This window comes from Blautia sp. DFI.3.45, assembly GCF_020593505.1.
Classification (GTDB): domain Bacteria; phylum Bacillota; class Clostridia; order Lachnospirales; family Lachnospiraceae; genus Blautia_A; species Blautia_A wexlerae.
The window spans coordinates 65,879-90,869 of sequence record NZ_JAJDMI010000009.1; the positions used below are offsets into that span (position 1 = coordinate 65,879).

A 24,991-nucleotide genomic window follows, 5' to 3' on the forward strand; every position below is an offset into this window, starting at 1 on the left:
TGTAACTATCCGGCAGTCTGCTATCTCGCAATGTTGCTGAACAGTTACGAATTATTACATTCTGTCTTTAAAGAATTCTACAAACTCTGTATAGCCCTCTGCTGTCATCTGATCTTTCTGGAATTTCTTATTCTTCTTCATAATAGAAATATTGATCTGTGTTCCGGCATTACGCTCTTCCTGAGCCTGTTTCAGAATCGTCAGCATCTTGTCTGCCGGCATATTCTTCTCGATAAGATATGCTTTCTTACCATTCTTTGTCGGGATTTCATAATTTCTCTCAAGAAGAAGCATTACGATTCTCTCGAATCCAATTGAAAATCCGCAGGCAGATGTATTGTTTCCTGTAAATTTACCGATCATCTCATCATAGCGTCCACCGCCGCCTACGCTGCCGCCAAACTCATCCATAGAGATTTCAAAAATCGGTCCTGTATAATAAGACATTCCACGTACCAAAGTCGGATCGAAAGACATCTTAAAATCTGCTGTCTTAACAGAATCTACAGTAGAAATGATTGTTTCAAGGTCCTCAGCAACCTTTGGATCCAGAACATCTTTTAATTTCTCTTTGCAGTAACGAACACCCTCAATGTCAGAAGTGATCTCTTTGAAAAGTCCAAGATAAGTATCAATGCTCTCTTTTGCAAATCCTTCCTTCTCCAGTTCTTCTGCAACACCTTCCAGACCAATCTTGTCCATCTTGTCCAGAATGATAAACACAGTGTCAAAGCTTTCCTGTGGGAATCCACTGTACTGCGCCATCGCTTTTAAGATTTTTCTGTCGTTGATGCGAATCGTAAAGTTATGGAAATCCAGCTTTCCGAGCAACGTTGTGGTAGCAAGAACCAGTTCGATCTCAGCCAGATAAGTAGACTCACCCAGAATATCAATATCACACTGCATAAACTGACGGAAACGTCCTCTCTGCGGTCTGTCTGCTCTCCACACATTACCCATCTGAAGTGCCTTAAAAGGAGCCGGAAGCTCATTTGCGTTGTTGGAATAATATCTGGAAAGCGGCACAGTCAGATCGTAGCGAAGTCCGGAGTCAACCAGATCACTTTCTTTCTCTGCTTCCGCAAGTTTCAGTTTCTCCCCACGTTTCAGGATCTTGAAAATAAGTTTCTCATTCTCTCCGCCCTGTTTACTGGAAAGATTTTCAATATGCTCCACACATGGTGTCTCTATAGATGAAAAGCCAAATGTTCCGTATGTTTCACGAATCATGTTCATCACATAATTACGGATTTCCATCTCTTTTGGTAAAATGTCCTTCATACCGGTTACCGGTTTCTTCTTTAATGCCATGTTGTCCTCCTCTTTTATAAAAATTCTGCCCGTCTCCATTATGAACCACTCTCTGAAACGCAAGAAAAACCTGCATATCAAAATTTTTTACTTCATCGATCATCAACTCCATAACTGAAGAAATATCAAATCCTCTTCTGTATGGTCTGTCAGAGATCAATGCTGCATATACATCGCAGACTCTGAGTATCCGGGCACCTATGGGTATATCATCACCTGCTTTATTGGACGGATATCCACTACCATCATAATTCTCATGATGGTACAGGATACTCTCCAATACAAAATCCGAATATCCCTGCCCTTTAAGTTCCTCATATCCCAATGCAGAATGCATCCGGACATACTTCAGTTCCTCGATCACCAGAGGATCCTGCTCCTGTCCGTTAATATAACTTGTCAGCTTCAGCTTTCCTATATCATGGAGCATTCCTGCTATTGCAAGCTCATAACACTGTTCATGCGGCAGTCCCATCTCCTCTGCAACCGCATAAGCCAGATTACTTACCAGCATTCCATGATGCAGTTCAGAAGCAAGGTCAAATTCCAGGATCCTCTGCTGTGAACCTGCTGCTGTCTTTTGTACTGTGTCCAAAATGTTACCTCCACATCCTACAGCCAGGTAGCTATTGCTGTCCGTTTTCTCTCGATCATCTCATCAATGCGGGAAATATAATTAGAAACGTCTTTTACATTCTCCACACGTTCAATTCTCTGTCCATGGTCAAAGACCAGCTTGGAAGAACCGCCTGCCCCCAGTGCGATGATAGGCTGTTTTTCCTCCATAATCAGTATATTGTAAATTCCCGCTTTGTCAACCTTTGCATAGCCAACATTTTCAAAATTTCCCTTCATATTCTTCTGTCTGTACAGATAATAAGGACCCATTCCCATTTCATACGCCGTTTTCATGGTCAGATCCATAATCTCCTGATTATTCTCAAAAGACATTTCCTGATATTTCTCTTTAAAAATATTCAGCCTTGCTGCACGTTTCACTGCCAGTGAATGTACGGTAATACTGTCCGGTGCCAGTTCACGAACCTGTTCAAGAGTCCGCTCTACCATGTGAATATCCTCACCCGGAAGACCTACGATCAGATCCATGTTAATGTTATCGTATCCCAGCTCTCGTGCCAGATGAAACGCTTCTTTTGTCTGCTCCACAGTATGTCTGCGACCGATAATATCCAGAGTTTCCTGATTCATAGTCTGTGGATTTACGGAAATTCTTGTTACCGGATACTCCCTGATTGCCATCAGCTTTTCACGTGTAATACTGTCCGGTCTGCCGGCTTCCACAGTAAACTCTGCCAGTCCTTCATAGCCAAAAGCTTCTCCCACTGTATCCAGGAGCTTACGGATCTGATGTGGAAGCAGTGTAGTCGGGGTACCGCCGCCAATATAGATGGTATCCAGTTTTCTTCCCTTCATCATAAGAGCAGTCTCTCTTACCTCCCGGCAGAGAGCTTCCACATATTCATCTGTTCTCTTCTCCCACACTTTCAGCGGATAGGAGCTGAAGGAACAATACAGACAGATACTTGGGCAAAACGGGATTCCAATATAAAGGCTGTATCCATTTTCATAGTCAATATCCTTCAGAATCTCTCTTTCCCTGTTTGCAATAGTGATGGCAAGCGCTGTTTTCTGCGGACTTACCAGATATCTCTCACGCATCTCCCGGGCTGCTTCCGTATTTTTCATTCCGGATTCGATCATTCCCATTGCCAGTTTGGCAGGACGTATTCCTGTCAGATTTCCCCATGGAAGAGTTCTGCCCGTCAGTTTTATCAACAACTGATACAGAGCATATTTGATAGTATCTTTATTCTCTTTTCTCAGAGCATGAGCATCCTGTATTCCACAGCCTGCATTCTCTTTAGAAAGTATGTCTGCGGAAATTACCCCTTTTTGCTCTGTTTCCTGTTTCGACAGATTCTCTGTCCTTTCGTATTTTATGATATAACTGTCATTATCCCGTTCCACACTGAAGCGGAGGTCATACTCTGCTTCAGTATTTTCATAAAGAGTATGTATCTCCGCTTCGGGATAAAACGCTTTGATCAGTTCATAAACATCATGTTCAAAATCTCTGTTCTCAAACAGAATGCCTATTTTACACAAATGGATTATACCTCTTTTCATAACCAATAGTGGTAGATGCATCATGTCCGGGGAAAACCTCGGTCTCTTCAGGAAGTGAATCTACCAGTTTATGGAGACTTCTCACAATTTCTGCTGTACTTCCACCCGGAAAATCCGTTCTTCCAACAGAGCCATAGAACACTGTATCACCGCTGAACAATACACCTTCATCTTTCAGATAATAACAGCAGCTTCCTTTGGTATGTCCCGGTGTATGGATCATCTGAACGGAAAATCCCGCCAGTCTGATAACATCCAGATCCTCCAGAAATACATCCGGCACAATAGAACATCCCTGTCCATAATGTACAGTCATATTGATCGAAGGTTCGCGGAGCATCTCCTCTTCCTGACGACAGGCATAAATCGGAATATTATATTTCTCCTTTACTGCCTGTGCAGCCAGAATGTGGTCAAAATGTCCATGGGTAAGAAGAATCGCCACCGGTTTTCCATTCATCCGGGAAATCTTCATTTCAATCTTCTCCGGACAATCTGCGGGATCAACAATGATCAGTTCTCCGGTTTCTTTATTCTTAAGGAGATAGCAATTTGTATATACAGGTCCTAATATACATTTCTGTAATTCTAAATTCTTCATGTTATTCCTTTCTGTCAATCTGCAGCAGTTCCATAAAATAATGTTCCAGCAGATTTTTCCATGATCAGCCTGTAGTTCTCTCTACGTCAATGACACTCTCTACCTGACGGATCTTCTCGATCAGGGAACGCAGTTCCTCTTTGCTTCCAATCTCAAAACTCATGGAAATAGTTGCCTTCTCCTGCTTGCTTGTACGGCTGTTAATACTTCGCAGGTCGATCTTACGTTCTGTAAATATTTTAGAAAGATCCACAAGAAGCCCTGTACGGTTATTTGCATAAACCTGAATCTCAGCCATATACTTCTCTTTTTCCTTGGTATCAGGCTGCTGCCACTCTGCCTCAATCAGTCGTGTCCTGTCTGTCTCAGACATATTCAGCACATTGACACAATCTGTACGATGAATTGTGATTCCACGTCCTCTTGTAACAAAGCCTACAATCTCATCACCCGGGATTGGATTACAGCACTTGGAAAAACGGACTGCCACATCATGGATTCCTTTTACCACAATTCCACTCTTGCTCTTGGCAATGTGAAGCTTCTCCTGTGTCTCAGAAGCAGCTTCAAGAACCTGCTCATCTGTCAGATTCTTCTTATTTTCCTTATCATATGCCTCTACCAGCTTATTGAAAACCTGACCTTCTTTCAATCCGCCATGACCAATTGCAGCAAGTACTGAATCCCAGTCCCTGAAACCATATTTACGCAAAACGGCCTCCAGATACTGGGTTTTTGTATAATTTGCGATCTTAAATCCCTTTGCACGCGCATACTGCGCAAGCATCTCCTTGCCCTTAAGGATATTATCTTCTTTTAATTCCTTCTTGAACCACTGGTTAATCTTGTTCTTTGCCTGAGTACTCTTAACCAGTTTCAACCAGTCGCGGCTTGGTCCCTGAGAATTCTGTGAAGTAATGATTTCAATACGGTCGCCGTTTTTGATCTCATATTCAATCGGAACCAGCTTACCGTTAACTCTGGCACCTACCATCTTATTTCCGACTGCACTGTGAACACTGTACGCAAAATCCACCGGTGTAGAACCGCTTGGAAGTGTTTTAACATCTCCCTGTGGAGTGAAACAGTAAACACTGTCCGCAAAAAGATCCAGGTCATTCTTCAGAAGACTCATGAATTCTTTGTTATCAGACATGTCTCTCTGCCATTCCAGAATCTGACGCAGCCAGTTCAGTTTCTCTTCCTCACTCTTACCTACAGGAGCCTTTCCGTCAGACGACTCCTTATATTTCCAGTGTGCAGCGATACCATATTCTGCAGTTCTGTGCATTTCATAAGTACGGATCTGGATTTCAAAGGGCTGTCCGTTGGGTCCGATCAATGTGGTATGCAATGACTGATACATATTGGGTTTCGGCATGGCAATATAATCTTTAAACCGTCCCGGAATTGGCTTATACATCTCATGGATCACACCAAGGGCAGCATAACAATCCTTCACTGTATCTACAAGAATACGGACAGCAAATAAATCATAAATCTGATCAATAGTCTTATCCTGATTTACCATCTTCTTGTAGATGCTGAAAAAGTGTTTTACACGTCCGTCCACCTGCGCCTTAATATTGGCATCATCCATATGTTTCTTAACTTCTTTTACAATCGCACCTACAAACTGTTCTCTCTCGCTTTTACGCAGGGCAACCTTATGCACCAGGTCATAATATACATCCGGCTTAAGGTATTTCAGCGACAGGTCATCCAGCTCTACCTTTATCTTGGAAATACCCAGACGCATGGCAATAGGAGCATAAATATCCATGGTCTCTCTGGCCTTTTCCTGCTGCTTTTCAGGACGCATATACTGTAAGGTACGCATATTATGAAGACGGTCTGCAAGCTTGATCAGAATAACTCTGATATCCTTAGCCATGGCAAGAAACATCTTTCTGAGGTTCTCTGCCTGAACTTCTACTTTATCCGCAGAATAAGATAACTGTCCCAGCTTGGTAACACCATCCACAAGAAGTGCAACCTCTGAACCAAATTCCTTCTCAACTTCCTCATAGGTCATCCAGGTATCTTCAACTGCATCATGAAGAAGACCTGCAACTATCGTTTCTTTGTCAAGTTCCAGATCTGCCAGAATGATGGCAACACACAAAGGATGAATGATATATGGCTCTCCAGACTTTCTCTTCTGTCCTTCATGAGCTTCACTTGCAACCTTATATGCCTTCTCTATCATGGAAATATCTGTTGATGGATGATACTTCAGAACACTGTTTATCAGTTCTTTATAAAGCACCTCCGGACTTGTAAAATCATGCATGGTCTTTACTGCCGCATCTGCTCTCTTTACAGATTCCAGCTTCTCTTTTTCAACCTGCATTTCATCTTTTTTTGCTTCTGTACTTTTTGTTATCTCTGTCATATGCTCCCACCTGCCTGTCCTGCACAATCAGCTGTGCTTATTTACCATCATAACAAATTACAGACGCTACATCATACCCATTCAGTCTTTCGCGTCCCTTTAAACCTGCAAGTTCCATGAGAAATACAACCTTGACAACCTCACCGCCAAGCTGTTCCACCAGCTTGATCGCTGCTTCGATCGTACCGCCTGTTGCGATCAGATCATCAACGATAACCACTTTCTGACCTGGTTTTATGGAATCTTTATGCATTTCAATCTCTGCACTGCCATATTCCAGATCATAGCTTACAGATACTGTTTCGCGGGGAAGTTTACCTTTTTTACGAATCGGTACAAATGGTTTATGAAGATTATATGCGATCGGTACACCAAAGATAAAGCCTCTGGACTCTGTTCCTGCAATCACGTCCACATCTATATCCTTAAGACAGTCCTGCATGGAGTCGATTGCCAACTGCAGGCCATCCGCGTCCTGCAGAACACTTGTAATATCTCTGAAAATAATCCCCGGTTCAGGAAAATCCGGTATACTTAATACATAATCTTCAATTTTCTTCATTTTATTTCTCCTCCAGTGTGTGTTATATTGCTGTTCGCTCATAAATATTTTATAGTATATCACCTTTTTATTTCAGAATCAAGTTACTGTTAAGCCCTGACATTTGTATTTCCAGGCTTACCGGCGGTTACAAACCAAGCGGTAATATTAACAGTAATTCTGAATAATAATCTGAAGACTCTCTCGTCCCCTGAATCTGTTGATCTCCGGATAATAAGTAACAGAAATACTGTCTTTTTCCCTGATAAAGTTCACAAAATCCTCTGCTTCTCCGAAATAAATGCCTTCCACTGAAATCCCCTGCGGATCGAGAAGTTTTAGTTTTACTACATTTTTATTTTTCCCGATAATACTGTGATCAAGCACTCTGAGATTTTTCTGCGCAAAGACCGGTTTTGTATTCCCTTTTCCAAAGGGTTCCAGAAGCGAAATCTGTTCTACCAGTTCTTTTGTAATATAAGACACAGGCATCGGCACATCAATCACGATCTTAGGACGCAATTCTTCGTCCGTCAACGTACAGTTGACATTGAGGCGTCTCCGGAATTCTTCTATATTTTTTTCTTCTATAGACAGACCTGCTGCCATCGGATGACCTCCAAACTGTATCATCAGGTCTGCACATTTTACCAGTTCTTCATACATAGAGTAACTTTCTATTGATCTTCCGCTTCCTTTTGCACTTGTCTCACCGCCCGTCAATACAAAGGCCGGCCTGTGATATTTTTCCCTGATCCTGCCTGCTATAATACCGGCAAGACTTTCATGACAATCTGGAAGATAAACTACCAGTACTCTGTCATTTTTCAGCTCTGTAGTCTCTATGATCCGGATTGCCTCTTCTTTTCCTTTCTCAGTGAGAGCTTTTCGGCTCTGATTAAGAGCTGTAAGATCTCCGGCAAGCCTTGCTGCTTCTTCCTTTGTTTTTGCATTGAGAAGTGCAAGAGAACGGGCAGCTGTATCCAGTCTTCCACTGGCATTGATACATGGTCCCAGCACAAATCCGATATGATAAGCTGTGATTTTAGCATCTTCCAGAGAATTTGCTCGGATCAGTTCCTGCAATCCTTGATTTTTGGTATTTCTCAGACGGTACAGTCCTTCTTTTACCAGAATCCTGTTCTCTCCCTGAAGATCCATAACATCTCCTACTGTTGCAATAGCCGCCAGTTCATAATAATCTTCCAGTTCCTCTGCCGGAACACCAAATCTCTCGTAAAGTGCTGCAATATATTTAAAGGCCACCACTGCCCCACACAGGTTTTTATTCGGGTATGGACAATCATATTGTTTCGGATTCAAAATCGCATCTGCCGGCGGAAGCACCATCTGGCGTTCTCCCTTTTCCTCCCTGTAAGGAACCTCATGATGATCTGTAATAATCACTGTCATTCCCTTATCCTTTGCCATCTGGATTTCAGCAGCCGCAGCAATTCCATTATCACAGGTCACGATCGTATCGATCCGGTCCGTTTCCGCTCTTTCTATAAGATGTGCATGAATCCCATATCCGTCTGCAACTCTGTCCGGAATATAAGTATCCACATCTGCTCCGATCCTCGCAAGACCTTTCATTAAAATGTATGTAGAGGTCACACCATCAATATCATAATCACCAATAATACGGACTTTTGCTTTCTGCGATATTTTTTTCTCCAGGATATCTACAGCTTTTTCCATATCCTTCATCAGCCAGGGAGAAGGAAGCTCTTGTACTGTTCCTGACAGATACTCTCTTATCTTATCTTCTCCGATCACATCTCTGTTCCTGATCAGTCTCGCAATCACCGGATCAATATGAAACTGTTGACCGATCTGGTTAAAATCTGCTCTTTTTGCTGCTATTACCCATTTCTCCATATATTTTCTCTCCTCATAAAAATATCCCGGAGTTTTACCCCGGGATATTTCTGTCTGCCTGTTTTTCAGACAATTATTGTTTTATTCAGCATCATCATTCTGCTGTTTTTTAGCTGCTTCTTCGGCAGCCAGACGTTCAGCTACTCTTTTTCTGTTTTTCTTCTTTGGCTGAGTCGGATCTTTCTGTGATACATCACGTGCTTTCTTCGGCTTTGAAGAGGACTTTGCAGATGCGGAGGCTGCAGCAATTGCCGGCTGTCCTTTTCCTGCAAATTTCTTTTTCATCACATACCACAACGCACCTGTAATACATACAGAAGAATATGCACCGACAAGAACACCAACCATCAGAGGTGCTGCAAATTCACGGATAGAAGAAACACCCATGATATAAAGAACAGCTACCATAACAAAAGTTGTAAAAGAGGTATAAATACTTCTTGTAAGAGTCTGAGTGATACTTGTGTTTACAATTTCTGCCAGTTTTTCTCTGGAACCACTGTGAAGGTTCTCACGTATACGGTCAAAAATAACGATTGTAGCATTGATAGAATAACCTACGATCGTAAGCATGCAGGCAATAAATGTATTACCGACAGATACTCTGGCAATAGCATAGAATGCAAGTACAACCAGAACATCATGCAGAAGCGCCAATACCGCACTGCTTGCAAAACGGATGTCTTTAAATCTGAACCAGATATAAAGAAGCATACAGATTGTAGCTACTATAACGGCTACGATCGCATCACGACGCATTTCACTACTTACTGTAGAAGAAATACTTTCTGTGGAAATCGTGCTGTCATCTACACCAAATTTCTCAACCAGTGCACTTTGCAGAGCTTCACGTTCGCTCTGATTCAGAGAACGTGTCTTGATCACAACCTGATTTGTTCCGACTACCTTTGTAGGCTGAACATTTTTATCTCCTGTCACCTCTTCTACAACAGGAGTTACTTCAGAATCAATGGTCTTAATATCCATATCTTCATTAAATGTAACAGTTGTAGAAGTACCGCCTGAGAACTCAAGGCTGTAATTTAACGCTTTGTTTCCTGCATGCGAATTAGCAAACATCGCTGCCGGACCGCAGAGGATCAGGATAATGGAAATAGCAAAAAATACTTTCTTCTTTCCAAGGAAATCAACTGCCTTACGTTCTTTTGCAGATCCGTAGAATTTCGGATCACGTACACCAACTGCATAAAGTGCATTTACAATCAGTCTGGATACAACCAGTGCTGTAAACATGGAGATCACGATACCAAGGGCAAGTGTATAAGCAAATCCCTTAACAGTACCTGAACCAAGCCACATCAGCACAAAGGCTGCGATCAGCGTTGTAATATTTCCATCAAAGATTGCAGAGAAAGCTTTGCTGAAACCGGACTTAATAGAATTCCTTACTGAAACTCCTGCACCAATTTCCTCTCTGATTCGGGCATAAATAATAACATTGGCATCCACCGCCATACCGATACCAAGGATAATACCCGCAATACCCGGAAGAGTAAGAGTAATATCAAAGGCATTCAGCGTGATCAGCATTAATGATGTATAAAGAATCAGTGCAATACCTGCAACTACACCAGGTACGCGGTATGCAATGATCATAAAGATAATAACGATGATCAGACCGATCGCACCTGCAAGAACACTTGTAGAGATTGCTTCTTCACCAAGCTGTGCAGCTACAACACTGGAACGAAGTTCTTCCAGTTCCAGTCCCAGAGAACCGATACGGATATAAGAAGCAAGGTTCTGTGCTTCTTCCAGGTCAGACATTCCGCTGATCTGTGCTTTTCCGCCGGAAATCTCTTCATTTACATTCGGAGCACTGATAATGTTATTGTCATAGACGATAGCGATCTGCTTGCCTACATTATTCTTTGTAGCTTCTGCAAATTTTGTTTTACCACTGTTTTCTCCATCAGAAGTAAGAGTAAGACTTACCACATATTCCTTTGCACTTGTGTTCTGATTCTGGATCGCACCACCCTGGGCATCTGCTACATCAGAACCTTCCAGAACAACACTTCCGGATTCCTTGATCTCATCCATAGTTCTGGAGAGAACATATCCATCCTGTCCTGTAGTAAAGTTCTGGTTTCCGTCAGCATCTTCTTTTGTGATGAAATACAGGGAACCTGGTTTACCCAGATCATTCAAAATAGTATCTGCATCTGTAACACCAGGAATTTCAACTGTAATACGGTCTGATCCTTCCTGGTATACCTGAGCCTCAGTACTGTACTGCTCTACACGCTTCTGAAGCTTGTAGATCGTATCTGACATCTCTTCGCTTGTCGGATTGCTCTCCTTAGCCTGGTAGGTAATGCTGACACCACCGGCAAGATCAAGACCCGTGTTGATATGTTTTGCTGCACCGGTTCCGGTAGGACCGATACCTACGGCTGCAGTAAAGCAAAAGAACACAGTCAGGATCAGTGTCAAAAGCAGCACTACGATTCCTTTACTTTTCTTCATAGTTCTTTTCCCTTCTTGATTTTTTGTCCGCGGTCATGTTCATCCGCCTGCCAGCCATTTTCTGTTATGATAACAGCCGACGGCGGTATCAGTCAGACAGATTACTGCCCACTAATCACATGCCAGTGCGGCTTTTATCATGATGGCGCACTCCACACGTTTTCTCTGGAGTTCGCATCCGATTTCATAATTGCCTTTGATATCTCCCTGGAAATGGAATGCATTTGCCGCACATCCGCCACTACAGTAGAAACGTGCGAAGCAGTCTTTGCAGTCTTTCTTTGTGTAAACGTTGCATCCGCCGAATTCCTTCTGGATTTCCGGCTTTGTGATGCCTTCGTCTACATTTCCCATGAGATACTGTTCTTCACCAACAAACTGGTGACATGGGTAAAAATCACCCCAGGGTGTTACAGCCAGGTACTCTGTTCCTGAACCGCAGCCTGACAGTCTCTTGTATACGCAAGGGCCACCTGTAAGGTCGATCATAAAATGGAAGAAGTTAAATCCTTTTCCCTCTTTCTCTCTTTTAATCATTTCTTTTGCAAGAGTATCATACTCTTCCATGATCTGGGGGATATCCTCCTCGCGGATCGCATATTCCTCCGTATCAGCCGCAACTACAGGCTCTACAGAAATCTGTTTGAATCCAAGATCTGCCAGATGAAGCACATCCTTGGAGAAATCAAGATTATGGTGAGTAAAAGTACCTCTTACATAATACTTGTCCTGATTTCTGGATTCTGCAAACTTCTGGAACTTCGGCATGATCAGGTCATAGCTTCCTGCACCTTTTCTGAATGGACGCATGTAGTCATGTACTTCCTTACGTCCGTCCACACTGAGTACAACGTTGCCCATCTCTTTATTGCAGAATTCCATTACTTCATCATTCAGAAGAACTCCGTTTGTTGTTAAAGTGAAACGGAATTTCTTATTGTGAAGCTTTTCCTGCTCTCTGCCATATTTTACCAGATCTTTTACAACCTGCCAGTTCATCAGCGGCTCGCCGCCAAAGAAATCTACTTCCAGGTTTTTTCTGGAACCGGAGTTCGCGATCAGGAAATCAAGAGCTTTTTTGCCGACTTCATAGGACATAAGAGCTCTTCTGCCATGATATTCGCCTTCTTCGGCAAAACAATAACGGCAGGCCAGATTGCAGTCATGAGCAATGTGCAGGCACAATGCTTTTACAACGGTCTGCCGGTTATTTGAAAATTCTTCAATTACATTCTCATAAACATCTTTTGTAAAAAGCATTCCATCTTCTTTCAGCTTATTACATTCTCTTACAGATGTCTCAATATCTTCTCTGTTATATTTGTTTTCCAGTTTCTCTGCAATAGCTTCTGTGCCAAGGCCCTCTTCCAGATATGGAAGAACCTCATATGTAACCTCATCTACCAGATGGATGCATCCACTGTTGATATCCAGTACAATATTAAAGCCATTGCTTTTATAACGGTGAATCAGACTCATTTTACTAAAATCCTTTCTAAGCGTAAGATAAGCAGCGGAATAAAAGTTCCGCTGCTTATCTCATTTCTCCATAGCTGATCTTATTTCTGCTCGCAGCTCTGGTTTCCTACTGTACAGGAAGTTTTACATGCGGACTGGCAGGAAGTCTGGCACTCGCCACATCCACCTTTTTTTACAGTGTTCTGTAAATTCTTTGTATTCAGGGTTTTGATATGTTCCATAACTCTATCCTCCTTATGTAATTATATTCTTGGCATAGTATATCATATATCTTTTCATTTTAAAAGCTTTTTTTTACGACAGCATTCCACCCAGTGTTCCACCGCCTGTGCACATAAAAAATGTTGTAACTGCATGCGCTGCACTCATATCCCAGCCGCCTTTTGCCATAATAGAGACAGTCAACAGTAATACATAGTAAGCCAGACCTGTGATAACACCCCACAGATATTTGTCTTTACGCACAATTTTGCCGGCCATAAAGCCTCCCATGAAACATGCAAGTACATAAATTATAATAATACCCGCATCTACAGCTGTTTCTCCCAGATCAAAAGCAAACAGTACCAGGGCCAAAAGCAGTAATGCCACTCCTGTTAATGCATATGCAAATAATAGTGATTTCAAAATTGCTCTGACTTTCATTGCTTCCCCTCCTGTTAAACTATATGGGGGAGGAATCAGTGTTATTCTTTTATTTCTTTCTCTTTTTTATAAATACAACCACACCGGCGATCACTGCAGCTGCCACAAACAGTATCACAAACGGCATAATTGATGTTGTATCTCCGGTATTTACTGTATTGTTATTTTTCACAGCTTTATTTTCCGTTGAATTATCATTCTGATCAGAAGAAGAACCATTATTGCTGTCAGAACTGTCATTCATAGATACTGTATTGTTCTTTCCGGAATCAGAGCTCTGACTGTCGGAGGAAGCCGGTGCAGGAGTTACCGCATCTGTGTCGTCCGTATCATTCCCCGCATCAGGTCCTACTAATTGTCTGCTTCCTGCAATTCCAAATGGACTGAAAGAATGTGTGCTGAATACCATAATACCATTCTCTACACTCGGAATAATCGTCTCAGTTGCCCCGTTGTCCAGGAGATGTTCGATAGTATACTGATATCCGGATTTTACCGGCACAGTGACACTGATATAATCTCCATTAGGGATCTCATATTCTGTATTATTCTTAAGATCCCAGAGTTCAAATTCATAAGACTGGAAAATCATTGCATCTGATTCATTGGTAAACTGATAGCTGTCACCGCTTGAAACTCTGAACTGTACATACCATGGAAGATTAACTCCGCTTACTGTAATACCGTCGCAGGTATGATTAAGTGCGGCCCTCTCTTCTTTTTCTTCATCAGAAAGAGAATCCTCTGCATCTGTAGGACGGTCATCCTTATCGTCCGGCAGAACAGGATTATCAAAGATATTATCATCTGCGCCATCTTCATCATCTTTCTTCGTATCTTCTTTATCCTGTGTCATATCATCTGCAGGTTCCAGCTTACCGGTAGTTTCTGTATCTTTATCCGTCTTATCTGCATTGCTGTTATTATCTTTGTTGTTTTTATTATCTGTTTTATCTTCTTCAATCTTACTCTCTTCATTGTCTGTATCAGTTTTATTATCCTGATCTGATTTACTTTCCTTATCTTCTTTATTGTCTGTATCAGCGTTTTCATCTGCGGCAGGTTTTTCTGACGAAGTTTCAGGCGTTTCTGTTGGATCTGCATTTTCTGTTGGATCTGTTTTACCTGAGCCTTCTGTCTTATCAACATTATCACCATCCGTAATACTGTTCACTATTACATTGATGTAACCGACAACCGCGCCGCTCTCCGGATCCCATCCATCCACATGGCTTAAATCCTGCCCTTCTGCCGGTATAAGAAGTACCTCACAGCTCTGTACACGCTGTGCAGGAACGAAACTTCCATCTGCCCATTCAAAAGTTCCATATTCCGTTGCCGGAAGTTCTACATCCGCAAGTTCTACTGGCTTATCAAGCGTGATGTTGTCCGGAATCAGAGAAGACACAGTATTCTCCTGTGACTCAGCCGCACTGACCTGTCTTGTTACACCCGGTATATTATTTCCTGCAATCAAAGCCGCTGTTAAAGCCGCTGCCGCAAAAATACCCGTTCCTTTTAATTTCTTTTTTCTTATTCTTATATTATTGGACATATCGCACCTCTATATTTATATTCGATTCTTATGTTTCCTGATAATCATTTTTTACTTTCAGCCAAATATCAGTTCTCTTTTTACGTAATACAATAATATTACATATCTGTATATTATCAAACTTTTATCATTTTGTAAATATTCTGTAATGTTTTTTTTCATTTTAATCGAGTGAATTATAACACAAATCTTACTTTTTCGACAGTCCTCTTTTAAATTTTTTTATACTATCTTTGAACCAAAAGCTTTTTCTTGATTTTTTATATGAAATCATGTATATTTTGCTTAAATGTTTTATGATATGATTCAATCAATAAAAATAATCAAAAGGAGTGAATAAATCTTGGATTCAAGTATTGCCTTTCAGGCGGTGGCGATTCTGATACTGATCGCACTTTCTTCATTTTTTTCTTCTGCGGAAACCGCTATGACAACCGTAAATAAGATTCGGATACAGTCTCTTGCCGAGCAAGGCAACAAACGTGCTGTTATTCTGGAAAAAATAATTTCCAATTCCCCAAAGATGCTCAGTACCGTATTAATCGGAAACAACATTGTAAATATGTCTGTTTCTTCTCTCATGACTACACTCACCATAAAGATTCTGGGAAACGCATATGTAGGAATCACAACCGGCATCCTGACTCTGCTGATTCTCATTTTCGGTGAGATAACCCCCAAAAACCTGGCAACAATCCATGCTGAAAAATTGTCCCTGGCCTATTCAAGAATAATATACGGACTTATGATTCTCCTTACTCCCGTTGTTTTCATTGTAAATAAAATAACAGAAGGTGTACTGGTCATTCTGCATGTTAACCCGGACGAAAAGGCAAATGCCATGACTGAACATGAACTGCGTACTCTCGTCAATGTAGGTGAAAAAGACGGCGTCATTGAAAACGAAGAAAAACAGATGATCTACAATGTGTTTGATTTTGGCGATTCAACTGCAAAAGATGTCATGATTCCCAGAATCGACATGACCTTTATAGATATCAATTTTTCCTATGATGAACTTATGGCGGTCTTCAGTGAAGATATGCATACCCGTTTTCCGGTTTATGAGGACAACACTGATAACGTAATCGGTATTATCAATATGAAAGATCTTCTTGTTTATCCAAAGGACAAACCTTTTTCAATCCGCAACATCCTGCGTGAGCCTTATTTTACCTATGAATACAAAGCTACAGCAGACCTGATGATCGAAATGCGTAAAGCATCCGTCAATCTGGCAATCGTTCTGGACGAATACGGTGCCACAGCCGGTCTGGTCACATTGGAAGACCTGTTGGAAGAGATCGTAGGTGAGATTCGCGACGAATACGATGAGGATGAAGTCGAAGATATTAAAGAAATCCAGCCTGAAAGAGAATATGTTGTTCAGGGTTCTGCCAAACTGGATGATATCAACGAAGCCCTCCATATTAATCTGGAATCTGAAGATTATGATTCTATTGGCGGATATATTATTGAACAGCTTGACTGCCTTCCCAAAGAGGGTCAGTCTGTCACACTTGAAAGTGGCATCCGCCTGGTTGTTGACCGTCTGGACAAAAACAGAATCGAACTTGTCCACATCTGGCTTCCCGAGAAGAAAACCGAAACAGAAGAACAGCCGTAACTGTCATCTCTCCAGCATCAGTGAAAATTGTTTCACGATTCTGGAGAGTTCTCCTGTAACCGCATCAATTCCTTCTTCGTTCTTTCTCCAGTTTTCTCTGGTAATTCCATCTGCATTCACAGGCACCACATAAAATTCTGTTTTCGGATACAAGAGCTGATAATACATCAGACATCTTCTTGCATGGTAAGATTTGCAGCACAAAATCGCTCTTTCTATTTCCAGTTCTGCATGATCTGTCACCTGTCTGGAATAAATTGCGTTCTCATAAGTAAAGGTTGCCTGATCTTCTTTCAGGATTTTCTGATCCGGAACTCCGTTTTTTATAAGAACATCCCTGAGAAATTCCCATTCTGTTCCATATTCCTTATCATATACATTGCTTTTTTCAAGAACGCCTGAAAACTTTCCATTTACTACGCTGTATTTTCCACTGGGCAGAATCCAGTCCGCCATCCCTTTCTTAAACAATTCTGCTGCTTTTTCCGCCATCTGCGGATAACCATTTCCAGGGACAAAAATAATATCAGATTTTTCCGGCTTGTTTTCTGCAAAAATAAACTCTTCTGAACTTTTTAAAAATTTTTCATATACGTCATTCATCATTACTAACTCCTCGTTATCTGTTTTTTCTACAGCACCTCTCAAATAATGCGTTTGTAACAGTCCAACAAAAATTCACGCTCTGATGAACCGGAACAATATGCATTATTTACGAAGATTTCTATGGAATTTCTATAGATAGATACAGTGTACCATATTTTTTCTATTAACGTACAACCAAGTTAATTCTTAAAACTATATCCCCTACTGCTTATGTTACTGTTCACAGCAACACGCTTCGCGATGCACAGACTTCCAATATTTCCAGAAGGCTATTTTGTCACAATAACCGTACTGTAACCATCATCCCTCAGTCTCTGCTCCATATTTACTGCATTACCAATCTGCTGATAGGCACCTGTCTGAACTTTATACAATCCGTTTTCATGTAACATAAAAGAGGGATAACCTTTTTCCAGTAACTGATATAACATACGGTCCGCATTCTCTTTTTTTCTGAACGCTCCAGTCTGCACTCTGTAATAAAGCGGTTCCTGCACTGTTTCCTCATCCAGGCTTCCAAGAATCGCATCTGCAATTCCCTGAGCTATATCGCTAAACTTGTTATCAAACAGTTTATTATCTTCTTCGGAATTGATAAATCCGGTTTCTATTAAAAGAGCCGGCATCCTGGTTCGTCTGAGGACCACAAGTCCCGGCCGCTCTTTTACACCGATTTCGCGGAATCCCACTTCTCCCAGAGCTCCCAGAATATTCTCAGCCATCTGATATTTAATCCCGCTTTTATCATAAATCAAAACTTCCGCTCCATTATACTGATTTTCCTTTGGGCTGCTGTTTCGATGAAATGAAATAAAGTAATCTACTCCTGCCTGATTTGCAAGCTGTGCCTTCTCAAAAGGTGTCTGATAGACATCACCGGTACGGGTATAAGAGATATCAATCCCTTTATTTTTTAAAATCTCACCTACCGCAAGAGCAAGTTTAAGATTGTCATTCTTTTCCTGTCTTCCCTTATATACGGCTCCCGGATCCTGACCTCCATGTCCGGCATCCAGCATGATCGAATATGCCATGACGACACTCTGCTTTCTTCATATACTCTTTATACTATATGAATTAAAAATATAATTGTGCAGGTCGCTTGACTTTTTCACACTAAAGCGTTATACTTTAAAACGTCATAGTCGAATAGCCCGATGACATTATCCGAATCATTTACCAGTACTGCTTTCCCTGCAGAAAATCTTTCGGATTCAGGTAAGTTTTATATTATCAAATAATAAACGCAATTCTTACCTGACTTAATTTAAACATTATATTAGGAGGATATATCATTATGAAAAGAAAAGCATTAGCAATCACTCTTGCAGCAGCCATGGCTATGGGAACCTGCGCAGTAACAGCAAGTGCTGCTGACGGAGACAAATATACAATCGGTATCTGTCAGCTTGTACAGCACGAAGCTCTCGACGCTGCGACACAGGGATTCAAGGATGAAGTCACCAAAGAACTGGGAGAAGACGCAGTTACCTTTGACGAGCAGAACGCACAGGGAGATTCCAACACCTGTTCTACAATCATTAACAGCTTCGTTTCCAATAATGTTGACCTGATTCTTGCAAATGCAACTCCTGCTCTTCAGGCAGCTGCAGCAGGAACAAGCGATATTCCGATTCTTGGTACTTCTGTTACTGAATACGGTGTTGCACTTGGACTGGATGATTTCGACGGGACTGTGGGCGGAAATATTTCCGGAACTGCAGACCTTGCTCCCCTTGATCAGCAGGCAGCAATGCTCAATGAACTTTTCCCGGATGCAAAAAATGTAGGTCTTCTCTACTGTTCTGCCGAAGCAAACTCTCAGTATCAGGTAGATACAGTAAAAGCTGAACTTGAAAAACTCGGATATACATGTGAATATTATGCATTCTCTGACTCTAATGATCTCTCTTCTGTTGCTACAACAGCAACTGACGCAAGTGATGTAATTTATGTACCGACAGATAATACAGTTGCTTCCAACACAGAGATCATCAACAACATCTGCCTTCCGGCAAAAGTTCCGGTAATCACAGGCGAAGAAGGTATCTGCAGCGGATGCGGTGTTGCGACACTTTCCATCAGCTATTATGACCTTGGTGTTACAACCGGTAAGATGGCTGTTAAGATTTTAAAGGACGGTGAAGATATTTCCACAATGCCGATCGAATATGCACCAAACTTCACAAAAGAATATAACAAAGATATCTGCGAAGAGCTGGGCATCGAAGTTCCGGACGATTATGTTGCAATCGGCGAGGCTGCTGAAGAAACTGCCAAATAAATCCGGTCAGACAGTTGAAAAATACTCACACCAACAGGATTTTAAATAACAGCTTATCAAACAGTTATAAAAAATTCAATTTATATGCGATCAGCGGGAAAGGTTTGACGCCTCTCTCGCTTTTCGCATCTCAACAGGAGGAAATTACAAATGCAAATTATAACATTAATCACTGCACTTCCGGGTGCAGTAGCCCAGGGTCTGATCTGGGGAATTATGGCAATCGGTGTTTATATCACTTTCCGTATTCTTGATATTGCAGACCTTACAGTTGATGGCACTATGTGCACCGGTGGTGCAGTGTGTATTATGATGATGCTTTCCGGTCATAATGTCTGGATTTCTATGTTGGCCGCTACTCTCGCCGGAATGCTGGCAGGCCTTGCGACCGGAATTTTTCACACCTTTATGGGAATTCCCGCAATCCTTGCCGGAATCCTGACACAGTTATCTCTGTATTCCGTAAACCTGAAAATCATGGGAAAAGCAAATCAGGCAATCAACGTTGATAAATATAATCTTCTGGTTTCCCTGCGACATATAAAAAATGCCTCTCTTTCCAAAAACACAATTTTTATTGTAGCAGTTATGTGTATTCTCCTGATTGCCATTCTCTACTGGTTTTTTGGAACAGAGCTTGGCTGTTCCCTTCGCGCAACCGGATGTAACCCAAATATGTCACGCGCCCAGGGTATCAACACAAACATGAATAAAGTTCTCGGACTTATGATTTCCAACGGTCTGGTAGGACTTTCCAGTGCACTCCTTGCACAGTATCAGGGATTTGCAGATGTCAACATGGGACGTGGTTCCATCGTTATCGGTCTGGCAGCAGTTATTATTGGCGAGGCAATCTTTGGACGTATTTTCCGCAACTTTGCCCTTCGCCTGTTAGCAGTTATCTTCGGTTCCATTCTGTATTATCTGGTACTTCAGATTGTTATCTGGATGGGTATCGACACTGACCTGCTGAAGATGCTGTCCGCAATCGTAGTTGCTCTCTTCCTTGCATTCCCATACTGGAAAGGCAAATACTTTAATAAACCAGCCAAAAGGGGAGGTAAATAAAAATGCTTGAACTTAAAAATATCTATAAAACCTTTAATCCCGGAACCATTAATGAGAAACGTGCATTAAATGGTCTGAACCTGAAGCTGAACGAAGGCGATTTTGTAACTGTTATCGGAGGAAACGGCGCCGGCAAATCTACTATGCTAAATGCTGTTGCAGGAACCTGGCCGGTTGATGAAGGACAGATCCTTATCGACAATATTGATGTTACAAAACTTTCTGAACATAAACGTGCTACATACCTTGGACGTGTGTTTCAGGATCCAATGACAGGAACCGCTGCAACAATGGGTATCGAAGAAAACCTTGCACTTGCAAAACGCCGCGGAAAATCCCGTCTTCTCCGCTCCGGAATCACTAAAGCAGAGCGCGAAGAATACAAAGAGCTCCTGAAAATTCTTGGTCTTGGTCTGGAAGACAGACTGACTTCCAAAGTAGGTCTTCTGTCGGGTGGTCAGAGACAGGCTCTTACTCTTCTGATGGCAACGCTTCAGAAACCAAAGCTTCTGCTTCTGGATGAACATACCGCAGCTCTTGATCCGAAAACAGCTGCCAAAGTTCTGGAAATTACAGATATGATCGTAAACCGCGATCACCTTACGACATTGATGATCACCCACAACATGAAGGACGCTATTGCACATGGCAATCGTCTGATCATGATGATGGAAGGAAAAATCATTCTGGATATCCAGGGAGAAGAAAAGAAAAAACTGACAGTTAAAAACCTTCTGGATCAGTTTGAAAAAGCAAGCGGAGAAGAGTTCAGTAATGACTCTGCACTGCTCGGATAACCGTATAAATTACTCATAACGTTTCTAAATATCCTTTATATGAGAGTACTTTTTTATGGAGTACTCTCATATTTTTATTTCTCGTCTTTTTCCAGCGGAGTTACACAGATAAATTTATGTGTTTCCCTATTGTACTGGTAGATTCTCGACGTCAGATAGTCCTCTTTCGGTGTAGCCTCCCTGATCGTATCCCGCAAAACACACTGCAAATCTTCAGGTTCTACAAATTTATCATTATGGATCATTACCTCATGTACACTGGTAAACACCATATAGAAATCGGAATCCAGCATATATGCCAATTGTTCTGCCACTCCCGGCAGGAACACTGCAACTGCACCATTTGTTTTCTTCGTTGTACTGAGACAATTTCCCATTGCATCTTTCTTCAATTCACACTTATCACCCAGATTCATAAAACTTTCACCTTCATATTCCGGATTAAAAATCATCTGTTCCCATCTGTAAATTCTGGGTGGACTCATAAAATACGTATTGAGAATCGCCTCCTGAAACACCTCATCACATTCTTTTCCCCACTGCTCCAGCATTCCCTGCCGGATTTTTGTACTTGTCACACATCCTTCATATTCCGTAACTTTCATATAAAGCACAAGTGCAATATCACCAAGAGTTTTATACACCGCATCCTGAAGATCCGCGGAATATTTATCTGCATTCAGCAATCTTATAAACAGGCGGGGTTTTGTCTTCTCATAATCCCTGATCACTCTTGTTTTCTCATAAATATCCGCCTTTTTTATCCGATTGAGATCATCTGTGATTTCTTTTATAATTTCCTCAAACGGACTGCCATTCTGATAAGATTTAAAAAGTTCCTGTGTATAAAGTCCACAGACCTCCCAGGCATCATCATGCTCTGCAAACTTCACCAGCAGTCTGTCTCCTACAGGTGCAAACCTCCCGCCTTCTTTCTCAAAAGAAATATTTTCCCTCGGAATCCCTGTAGCCTCGTAAATACCAATCTCCAGTTTCTCTACAAATGTTTCATAGTCTTTCTGCATATTCAGTTCCTTTCTTGCTTTGAAAATAATACGGGCAGGATGCCCTGATTTGAATGTTGACTTTCCGTTTTCGGAAAAAAGAAAATAAGGGAGCGAAAGCCCCCTTAAGAGTCGCTGTAGACATAGTATAAAATAGCCACAGCTATTTGTAAAGTAAATTTCATCGACAATATTTATTACAGTTTCTTTTTATCTTTCAGATATTCCAGAAAAGCCTCACAGCCCTCCACCACATCCGAATATGTGACATCAAATCCACCTGTATACCATGGATCTGCGATATCCCTCGGATCATCACTATAATCCAGAAGAAGCTTAACCTTGTCCTCTGGATCCGATTTCAATATTCTTAACATATTCTTCAGATTCCAGTAATCCATACCGAGAATATAATCATATTTATCATAATCTGCCTTCGTTAGTTGAACTGCGCGCTTACCCTTACAATCAATCCCATGCTTAGCAAGCTCCTCTCGCGCCGGAGGATATACCGGATTCCCGATTCCATTCCATATCTCCTCAGTGCTGGTTGCAGCAGATGCGATATAAAACCGGTCTGAAAGACCTTGTTTAGAAACCATGTCTTTAAAAATGAATTCTGCCATTGGTGAGCGGCAGATATTGCCGTGGCAAATGAAAAGTATTTTTATCATATTCTTATAACTCCGTTTTTGCTTTGTATTTCTTCTCAAATGCCCAATATTGCAGGTTTTTTCGGCATTTTCCTGTTTCTGTGTTTCCGGGGTATCTTCTCAAATCTTCCCGTATTTTCTCGTGCTTTTCCCTGCAATATTGGTAAATCTGTTGGTAAATAAATGCTCTGTACCAACGGGGTGTTTTAGGCTTTTGCTACTCGAAGCAGCTCTGCCTGTGCGTCATCGAACTGCACATGGGTGTAAACATTCAGCGTTACGCTGATGTCCGAATGCCCCATGATATACTGCAACGTCTTTGGATTCATTCCGGATTTCGCCATATTGGAACAAAAAGTGTGTCTGCATACATGAGGAGTTACTTTGGGCATCTGAATACGGTAAATTTTGTTATATTTCTCAATAATATGTTCCAGGTACTTCTCCCAATGAAGGGCGACCATTGGCTTATCGTTCTTGTCGAGAAACAAAAATCCAGCATATCCGTCTACCATCGGTTCTATTTTCGGTGCTACTCGATTGGCAAGAATACGGCGAAAACACGCCACAACTTCCTCGCTCATCGGCACATAGCGGATACCGCTTTCCGTTTTAGGAGCCTGAATTACATACTGCATCTGCGATGTTCTCTGCAACTGGTGGTCTACCTTGATACGCTTCTGGTCGAACTCAAGATCGGAGATCGTCAGCCCGCAGAACTCCGAGATTCGCAGCCCTGTGTTAAGGAGAATATAGATCGCATCGTAGTATCGACAGAAATGCTTATCTTCCTTGATGAATTTCAGAAGATCACGCTCCTGCTTACGGGTAATTGCTTCTCTGGTGACGGAATCGTTTACGATCACCGATGCCAGTTCAAATCCAAAAGGATTTTTACGGATCAGATCATCATCTACCGCCAACTGAAAAGCCGGTCTCAGAACACCTCTGATGGAGTGAATAGAGCTGTACCCTCTGCCATCCACCTGCTGAAGCTTGATCAGCCACGCCTTTGCATCAGACAGGCGAACCTTGTCAATGCGCTGCTTTCCAAACGCTTCTCTGTTCAGGATATTGATTACGGTCTTATATCCCGCCTTGGTGTTATGACCGACACCGGTTTTCAGAGAAGTATATTTCTCTACCAATTCAACTACCGTGTAATTGCCGCCACGGGTAACGATATGGTCAAACAGATCCGCCTGAATCTGCTTTTCCTTCTCTCTCAGCGAAAGCTCTCGCTTTTTACCCCTGGGAGTCGGGTCATTCTTGTCCAAACGCCAACTGTACACATTCTTCTCCTTACCATCCTCGTCAATATATCGGTAACGATACCTCCCATCTGTACGCTGGTATTCACCTTCACGCAAAATCCGATTTCTATTGTCTCGTCTTTTTTCACTCATCGAAATCTCTCCTTTCAGAATAAGGAGAGCCAGACTTGCAGTTTTATACTATCACAAATCCGGCTCTCCGTATAGTTATGCCATGTGATTTCGGAATTTCTGTTAAGCATTTCTAATGCCAGTTATACAGCCGTTGCCTGATCCAGATAGCGTTCAAATTTTTCACGCTTAATCAAGGCTCGATTGCCATTCATAACATAAAAATCTTCATTCGGATGCTCTTCAATTAGCATTCTCAGTTTCCCTTCGCCGATATGATAATACCTGGCAGCTTCCTCAATGGTAAGCGTATATCTACGCCACACCGGAATATCCGAGTAATTTTTTCCTTCAACATTCATCTTATTATTCTCCATAGGCAGTTATCCTCCATAATTATCGTTGTCGCAGCATTCGCCACATAGATATGCAAGAATATCCACTTGGCTCATTGCCTGCGCACATAAAAATAGCCAGACAGAGGGTGTCGGCAACGAAGTCCGGCAACGGGCTTCAAAAGA

At 41.8% G+C, this 24,991-nt stretch carries 22 protein-coding genes; 4 read left to right on the forward strand and 18 right to left on the reverse strand.

Annotated elements, in window-relative coordinates; translation table 11 throughout:
- Positions 1–54 precede the first annotated feature (54 nt).
- From hisS to LJE09_RS05440, 12 genes are all read right to left on the reverse strand, one after another.
- Positions 55–1,311: a histidine--tRNA ligase gene (gene hisS / locus LJE09_RS05385; protein WP_055053994.1), complete on the reverse strand. Its 1,257-nt coding sequence runs from the start codon at positions 1,309–1,311 to the stop codon at positions 55–57.
- On the reverse strand, positions 1,244–1,906 hold the full coding sequence (locus LJE09_RS05390; RefSeq protein ID WP_020994017.1) for an HD-GYP domain-containing protein: 663 nt from the start codon (positions 1,904–1,906) through the stop codon (positions 1,244–1,246). The genes hisS and LJE09_RS05390 overlap by 68 nt, the downstream gene beginning before the upstream one ends.
- A gap of 17 nt (positions 1,907–1,923) precedes the next feature.
- Positions 1,924–3,459, reverse strand: a complete 1,536-nt coding sequence (hemZ, locus tag LJE09_RS05395; RefSeq protein WP_173698961.1) for a coproporphyrinogen dehydrogenase HemZ — start codon at positions 3,457–3,459, stop codon at positions 1,924–1,926.
- A complete protein-coding gene (locus LJE09_RS05400) occupies positions 3,431–4,060 on the reverse strand; it encodes an MBL fold metallo-hydrolase (RefSeq protein ID WP_022380375.1) in 630 nt (209 codons plus the stop codon). The genes hemZ and LJE09_RS05400 overlap by 29 nt, the downstream gene beginning before the upstream one ends.
- A 64-nt stretch (positions 4,061–4,124) precedes the next feature.
- Entirely contained in the window at positions 4,125–6,455 is a 2,331-nt protein-coding gene (locus tag LJE09_RS05405; protein WP_008703728.1) for a RelA/SpoT family protein, read from the reverse strand.
- A 37-nt stretch (positions 6,456–6,492) separates the two neighbouring features.
- Positions 6,493–7,017 (reverse strand): adenine phosphoribosyltransferase, encoded by a 525-nt coding sequence (locus tag LJE09_RS05410; RefSeq protein WP_008703730.1) that lies wholly within the window; start codon positions 7,015–7,017, stop codon positions 6,493–6,495.
- Positions 7,018–7,164: 147 nt separating this feature from the next.
- Positions 7,165–8,877, reverse strand: coding sequence for a single-stranded-DNA-specific exonuclease RecJ (gene recJ, locus LJE09_RS05415; RefSeq protein ID WP_118633742.1), 1,713 nt, complete (start codon positions 8,875–8,877; stop codon positions 7,165–7,167).
- Between the two features lie 81 nt (positions 8,878–8,958).
- On the reverse strand, positions 8,959–11,367 hold the full coding sequence (locus LJE09_RS05420; protein WP_008703732.1) for a protein translocase subunit SecDF: 2,409 nt from the start codon (positions 11,365–11,367) through the stop codon (positions 8,959–8,961).
- 111 nt (positions 11,368–11,478) lie between these two features.
- On the reverse strand, positions 11,479–12,846 hold the full coding sequence (scfB, locus tag LJE09_RS05425) for a thioether cross-link-forming SCIFF peptide maturase (protein ID WP_008703733.1): 1,368 nt from the start codon (positions 12,844–12,846) through the stop codon (positions 11,479–11,481).
- Positions 12,847–12,926: 80 nt separating this feature from the next.
- Positions 12,927–13,067, reverse strand: coding sequence for a six-cysteine ranthipeptide SCIFF (gene scfA, locus LJE09_RS05430; protein WP_008703734.1), 141 nt, complete (start codon positions 13,065–13,067; stop codon positions 12,927–12,929).
- 73 nt (positions 13,068–13,140) lie between these two features.
- On the reverse strand, positions 13,141–13,491 hold the full coding sequence (locus LJE09_RS05435; RefSeq protein WP_055058419.1) for a TIGR04086 family membrane protein: 351 nt from the start codon (positions 13,489–13,491) through the stop codon (positions 13,141–13,143).
- Positions 13,492–13,540: 49 nt separating this feature from the next.
- Positions 13,541–15,046 carry a hypothetical protein gene (locus LJE09_RS05440; protein ID WP_118614182.1) on the reverse strand — a complete coding sequence of 502 codons (1,506 nt, stop codon included), beginning with the start codon at positions 15,044–15,046 and terminating at the stop codon, positions 13,541–13,543.
- 343 nt (positions 15,047–15,389) lie between these two features.
- Between LJE09_RS05440 and LJE09_RS05445 the strand changes: the two genes are divergently transcribed.
- Positions 15,390–16,673, forward strand: coding sequence for an HlyC/CorC family transporter (locus tag LJE09_RS05445; protein WP_022380371.1), 1,284 nt, complete (start codon positions 15,390–15,392; stop codon positions 16,671–16,673).
- Between the two features lie 3 nt (positions 16,674–16,676).
- Here LJE09_RS05445 and LJE09_RS05450 read toward each other — a convergent pair whose 3' ends face one another.
- Complete coding sequence (locus LJE09_RS05450; protein WP_020994019.1) at positions 16,677–17,279, reverse strand: YdcF family protein; 603 nt, start codon at positions 17,277–17,279, stop codon at positions 16,677–16,679.
- 269 nt (positions 17,280–17,548) lie between these two features.
- On the reverse strand, positions 17,549–18,313 hold the full coding sequence (locus LJE09_RS05455; RefSeq protein ID WP_008703740.1) for an N-acetylmuramoyl-L-alanine amidase: 765 nt from the start codon (positions 18,311–18,313) through the stop codon (positions 17,549–17,551).
- A 263-nt stretch (positions 18,314–18,576) separates the two neighbouring features.
- On the opposite strand from LJE09_RS05455, the gene LJE09_RS05460 reads away from it, so the two are divergent.
- The 3 genes from LJE09_RS05460 (at position 18,577) to LJE09_RS05470 (ending at position 21,428) form a co-directional block, all read left to right on the forward strand.
- Complete coding sequence (locus LJE09_RS05460; RefSeq protein WP_008703741.1) at positions 18,577–19,563, forward strand: ABC transporter substrate-binding protein; 987 nt, start codon at positions 18,577–18,579, stop codon at positions 19,561–19,563.
- Between the two features lie 150 nt (positions 19,564–19,713).
- A complete protein-coding gene (locus LJE09_RS05465; RefSeq protein ID WP_118614180.1) occupies positions 19,714–20,631 on the forward strand; it encodes an ABC transporter permease in 918 nt (305 codons plus the stop codon).
- 2 nt (positions 20,632–20,633) lie between these two features.
- Complete coding sequence (locus LJE09_RS05470) at positions 20,634–21,428, forward strand: ABC transporter ATP-binding protein (protein ID WP_008703743.1); 795 nt, start codon at positions 20,634–20,636, stop codon at positions 21,426–21,428.
- Between the two features lie 74 nt (positions 21,429–21,502).
- Here LJE09_RS05470 and LJE09_RS05475 read toward each other — a convergent pair whose 3' ends face one another.
- The 4 genes from LJE09_RS05475 to LJE09_RS05490 all read right to left on the reverse strand — a co-directional run bounded on the left by LJE09_RS05475 (position 21,503) and on the right by LJE09_RS05490 (position 24,847).
- The gene (locus tag LJE09_RS05475; RefSeq protein ID WP_055054001.1) at positions 21,503–22,453 is read right to left on the reverse strand and encodes a DUF5688 family protein; all 951 of its coding nucleotides are present in this window, start codon (positions 22,451–22,453) and stop codon (positions 21,503–21,505) included.
- 176 nt (positions 22,454–22,629) lie between these two features.
- Positions 22,630–23,106, reverse strand: a complete 477-nt coding sequence (locus LJE09_RS05480) for a low molecular weight protein-tyrosine-phosphatase (protein ID WP_173698964.1) — start codon at positions 23,104–23,106, stop codon at positions 22,630–22,632.
- A 185-nt stretch (positions 23,107–23,291) separates the two neighbouring features.
- Positions 23,292–24,491 (reverse strand): site-specific integrase, encoded by a 1,200-nt coding sequence (locus LJE09_RS05485; RefSeq protein ID WP_118547871.1) that lies wholly within the window; start codon positions 24,489–24,491, stop codon positions 23,292–23,294.
- 122 nt (positions 24,492–24,613) lie between these two features.
- Positions 24,614–24,847, reverse strand: coding sequence for an excisionase (locus tag LJE09_RS05490; protein WP_118633744.1), 234 nt, complete (start codon positions 24,845–24,847; stop codon positions 24,614–24,616).
- Between the last annotated feature and the right edge of the window lie 144 nt (positions 24,848–24,991).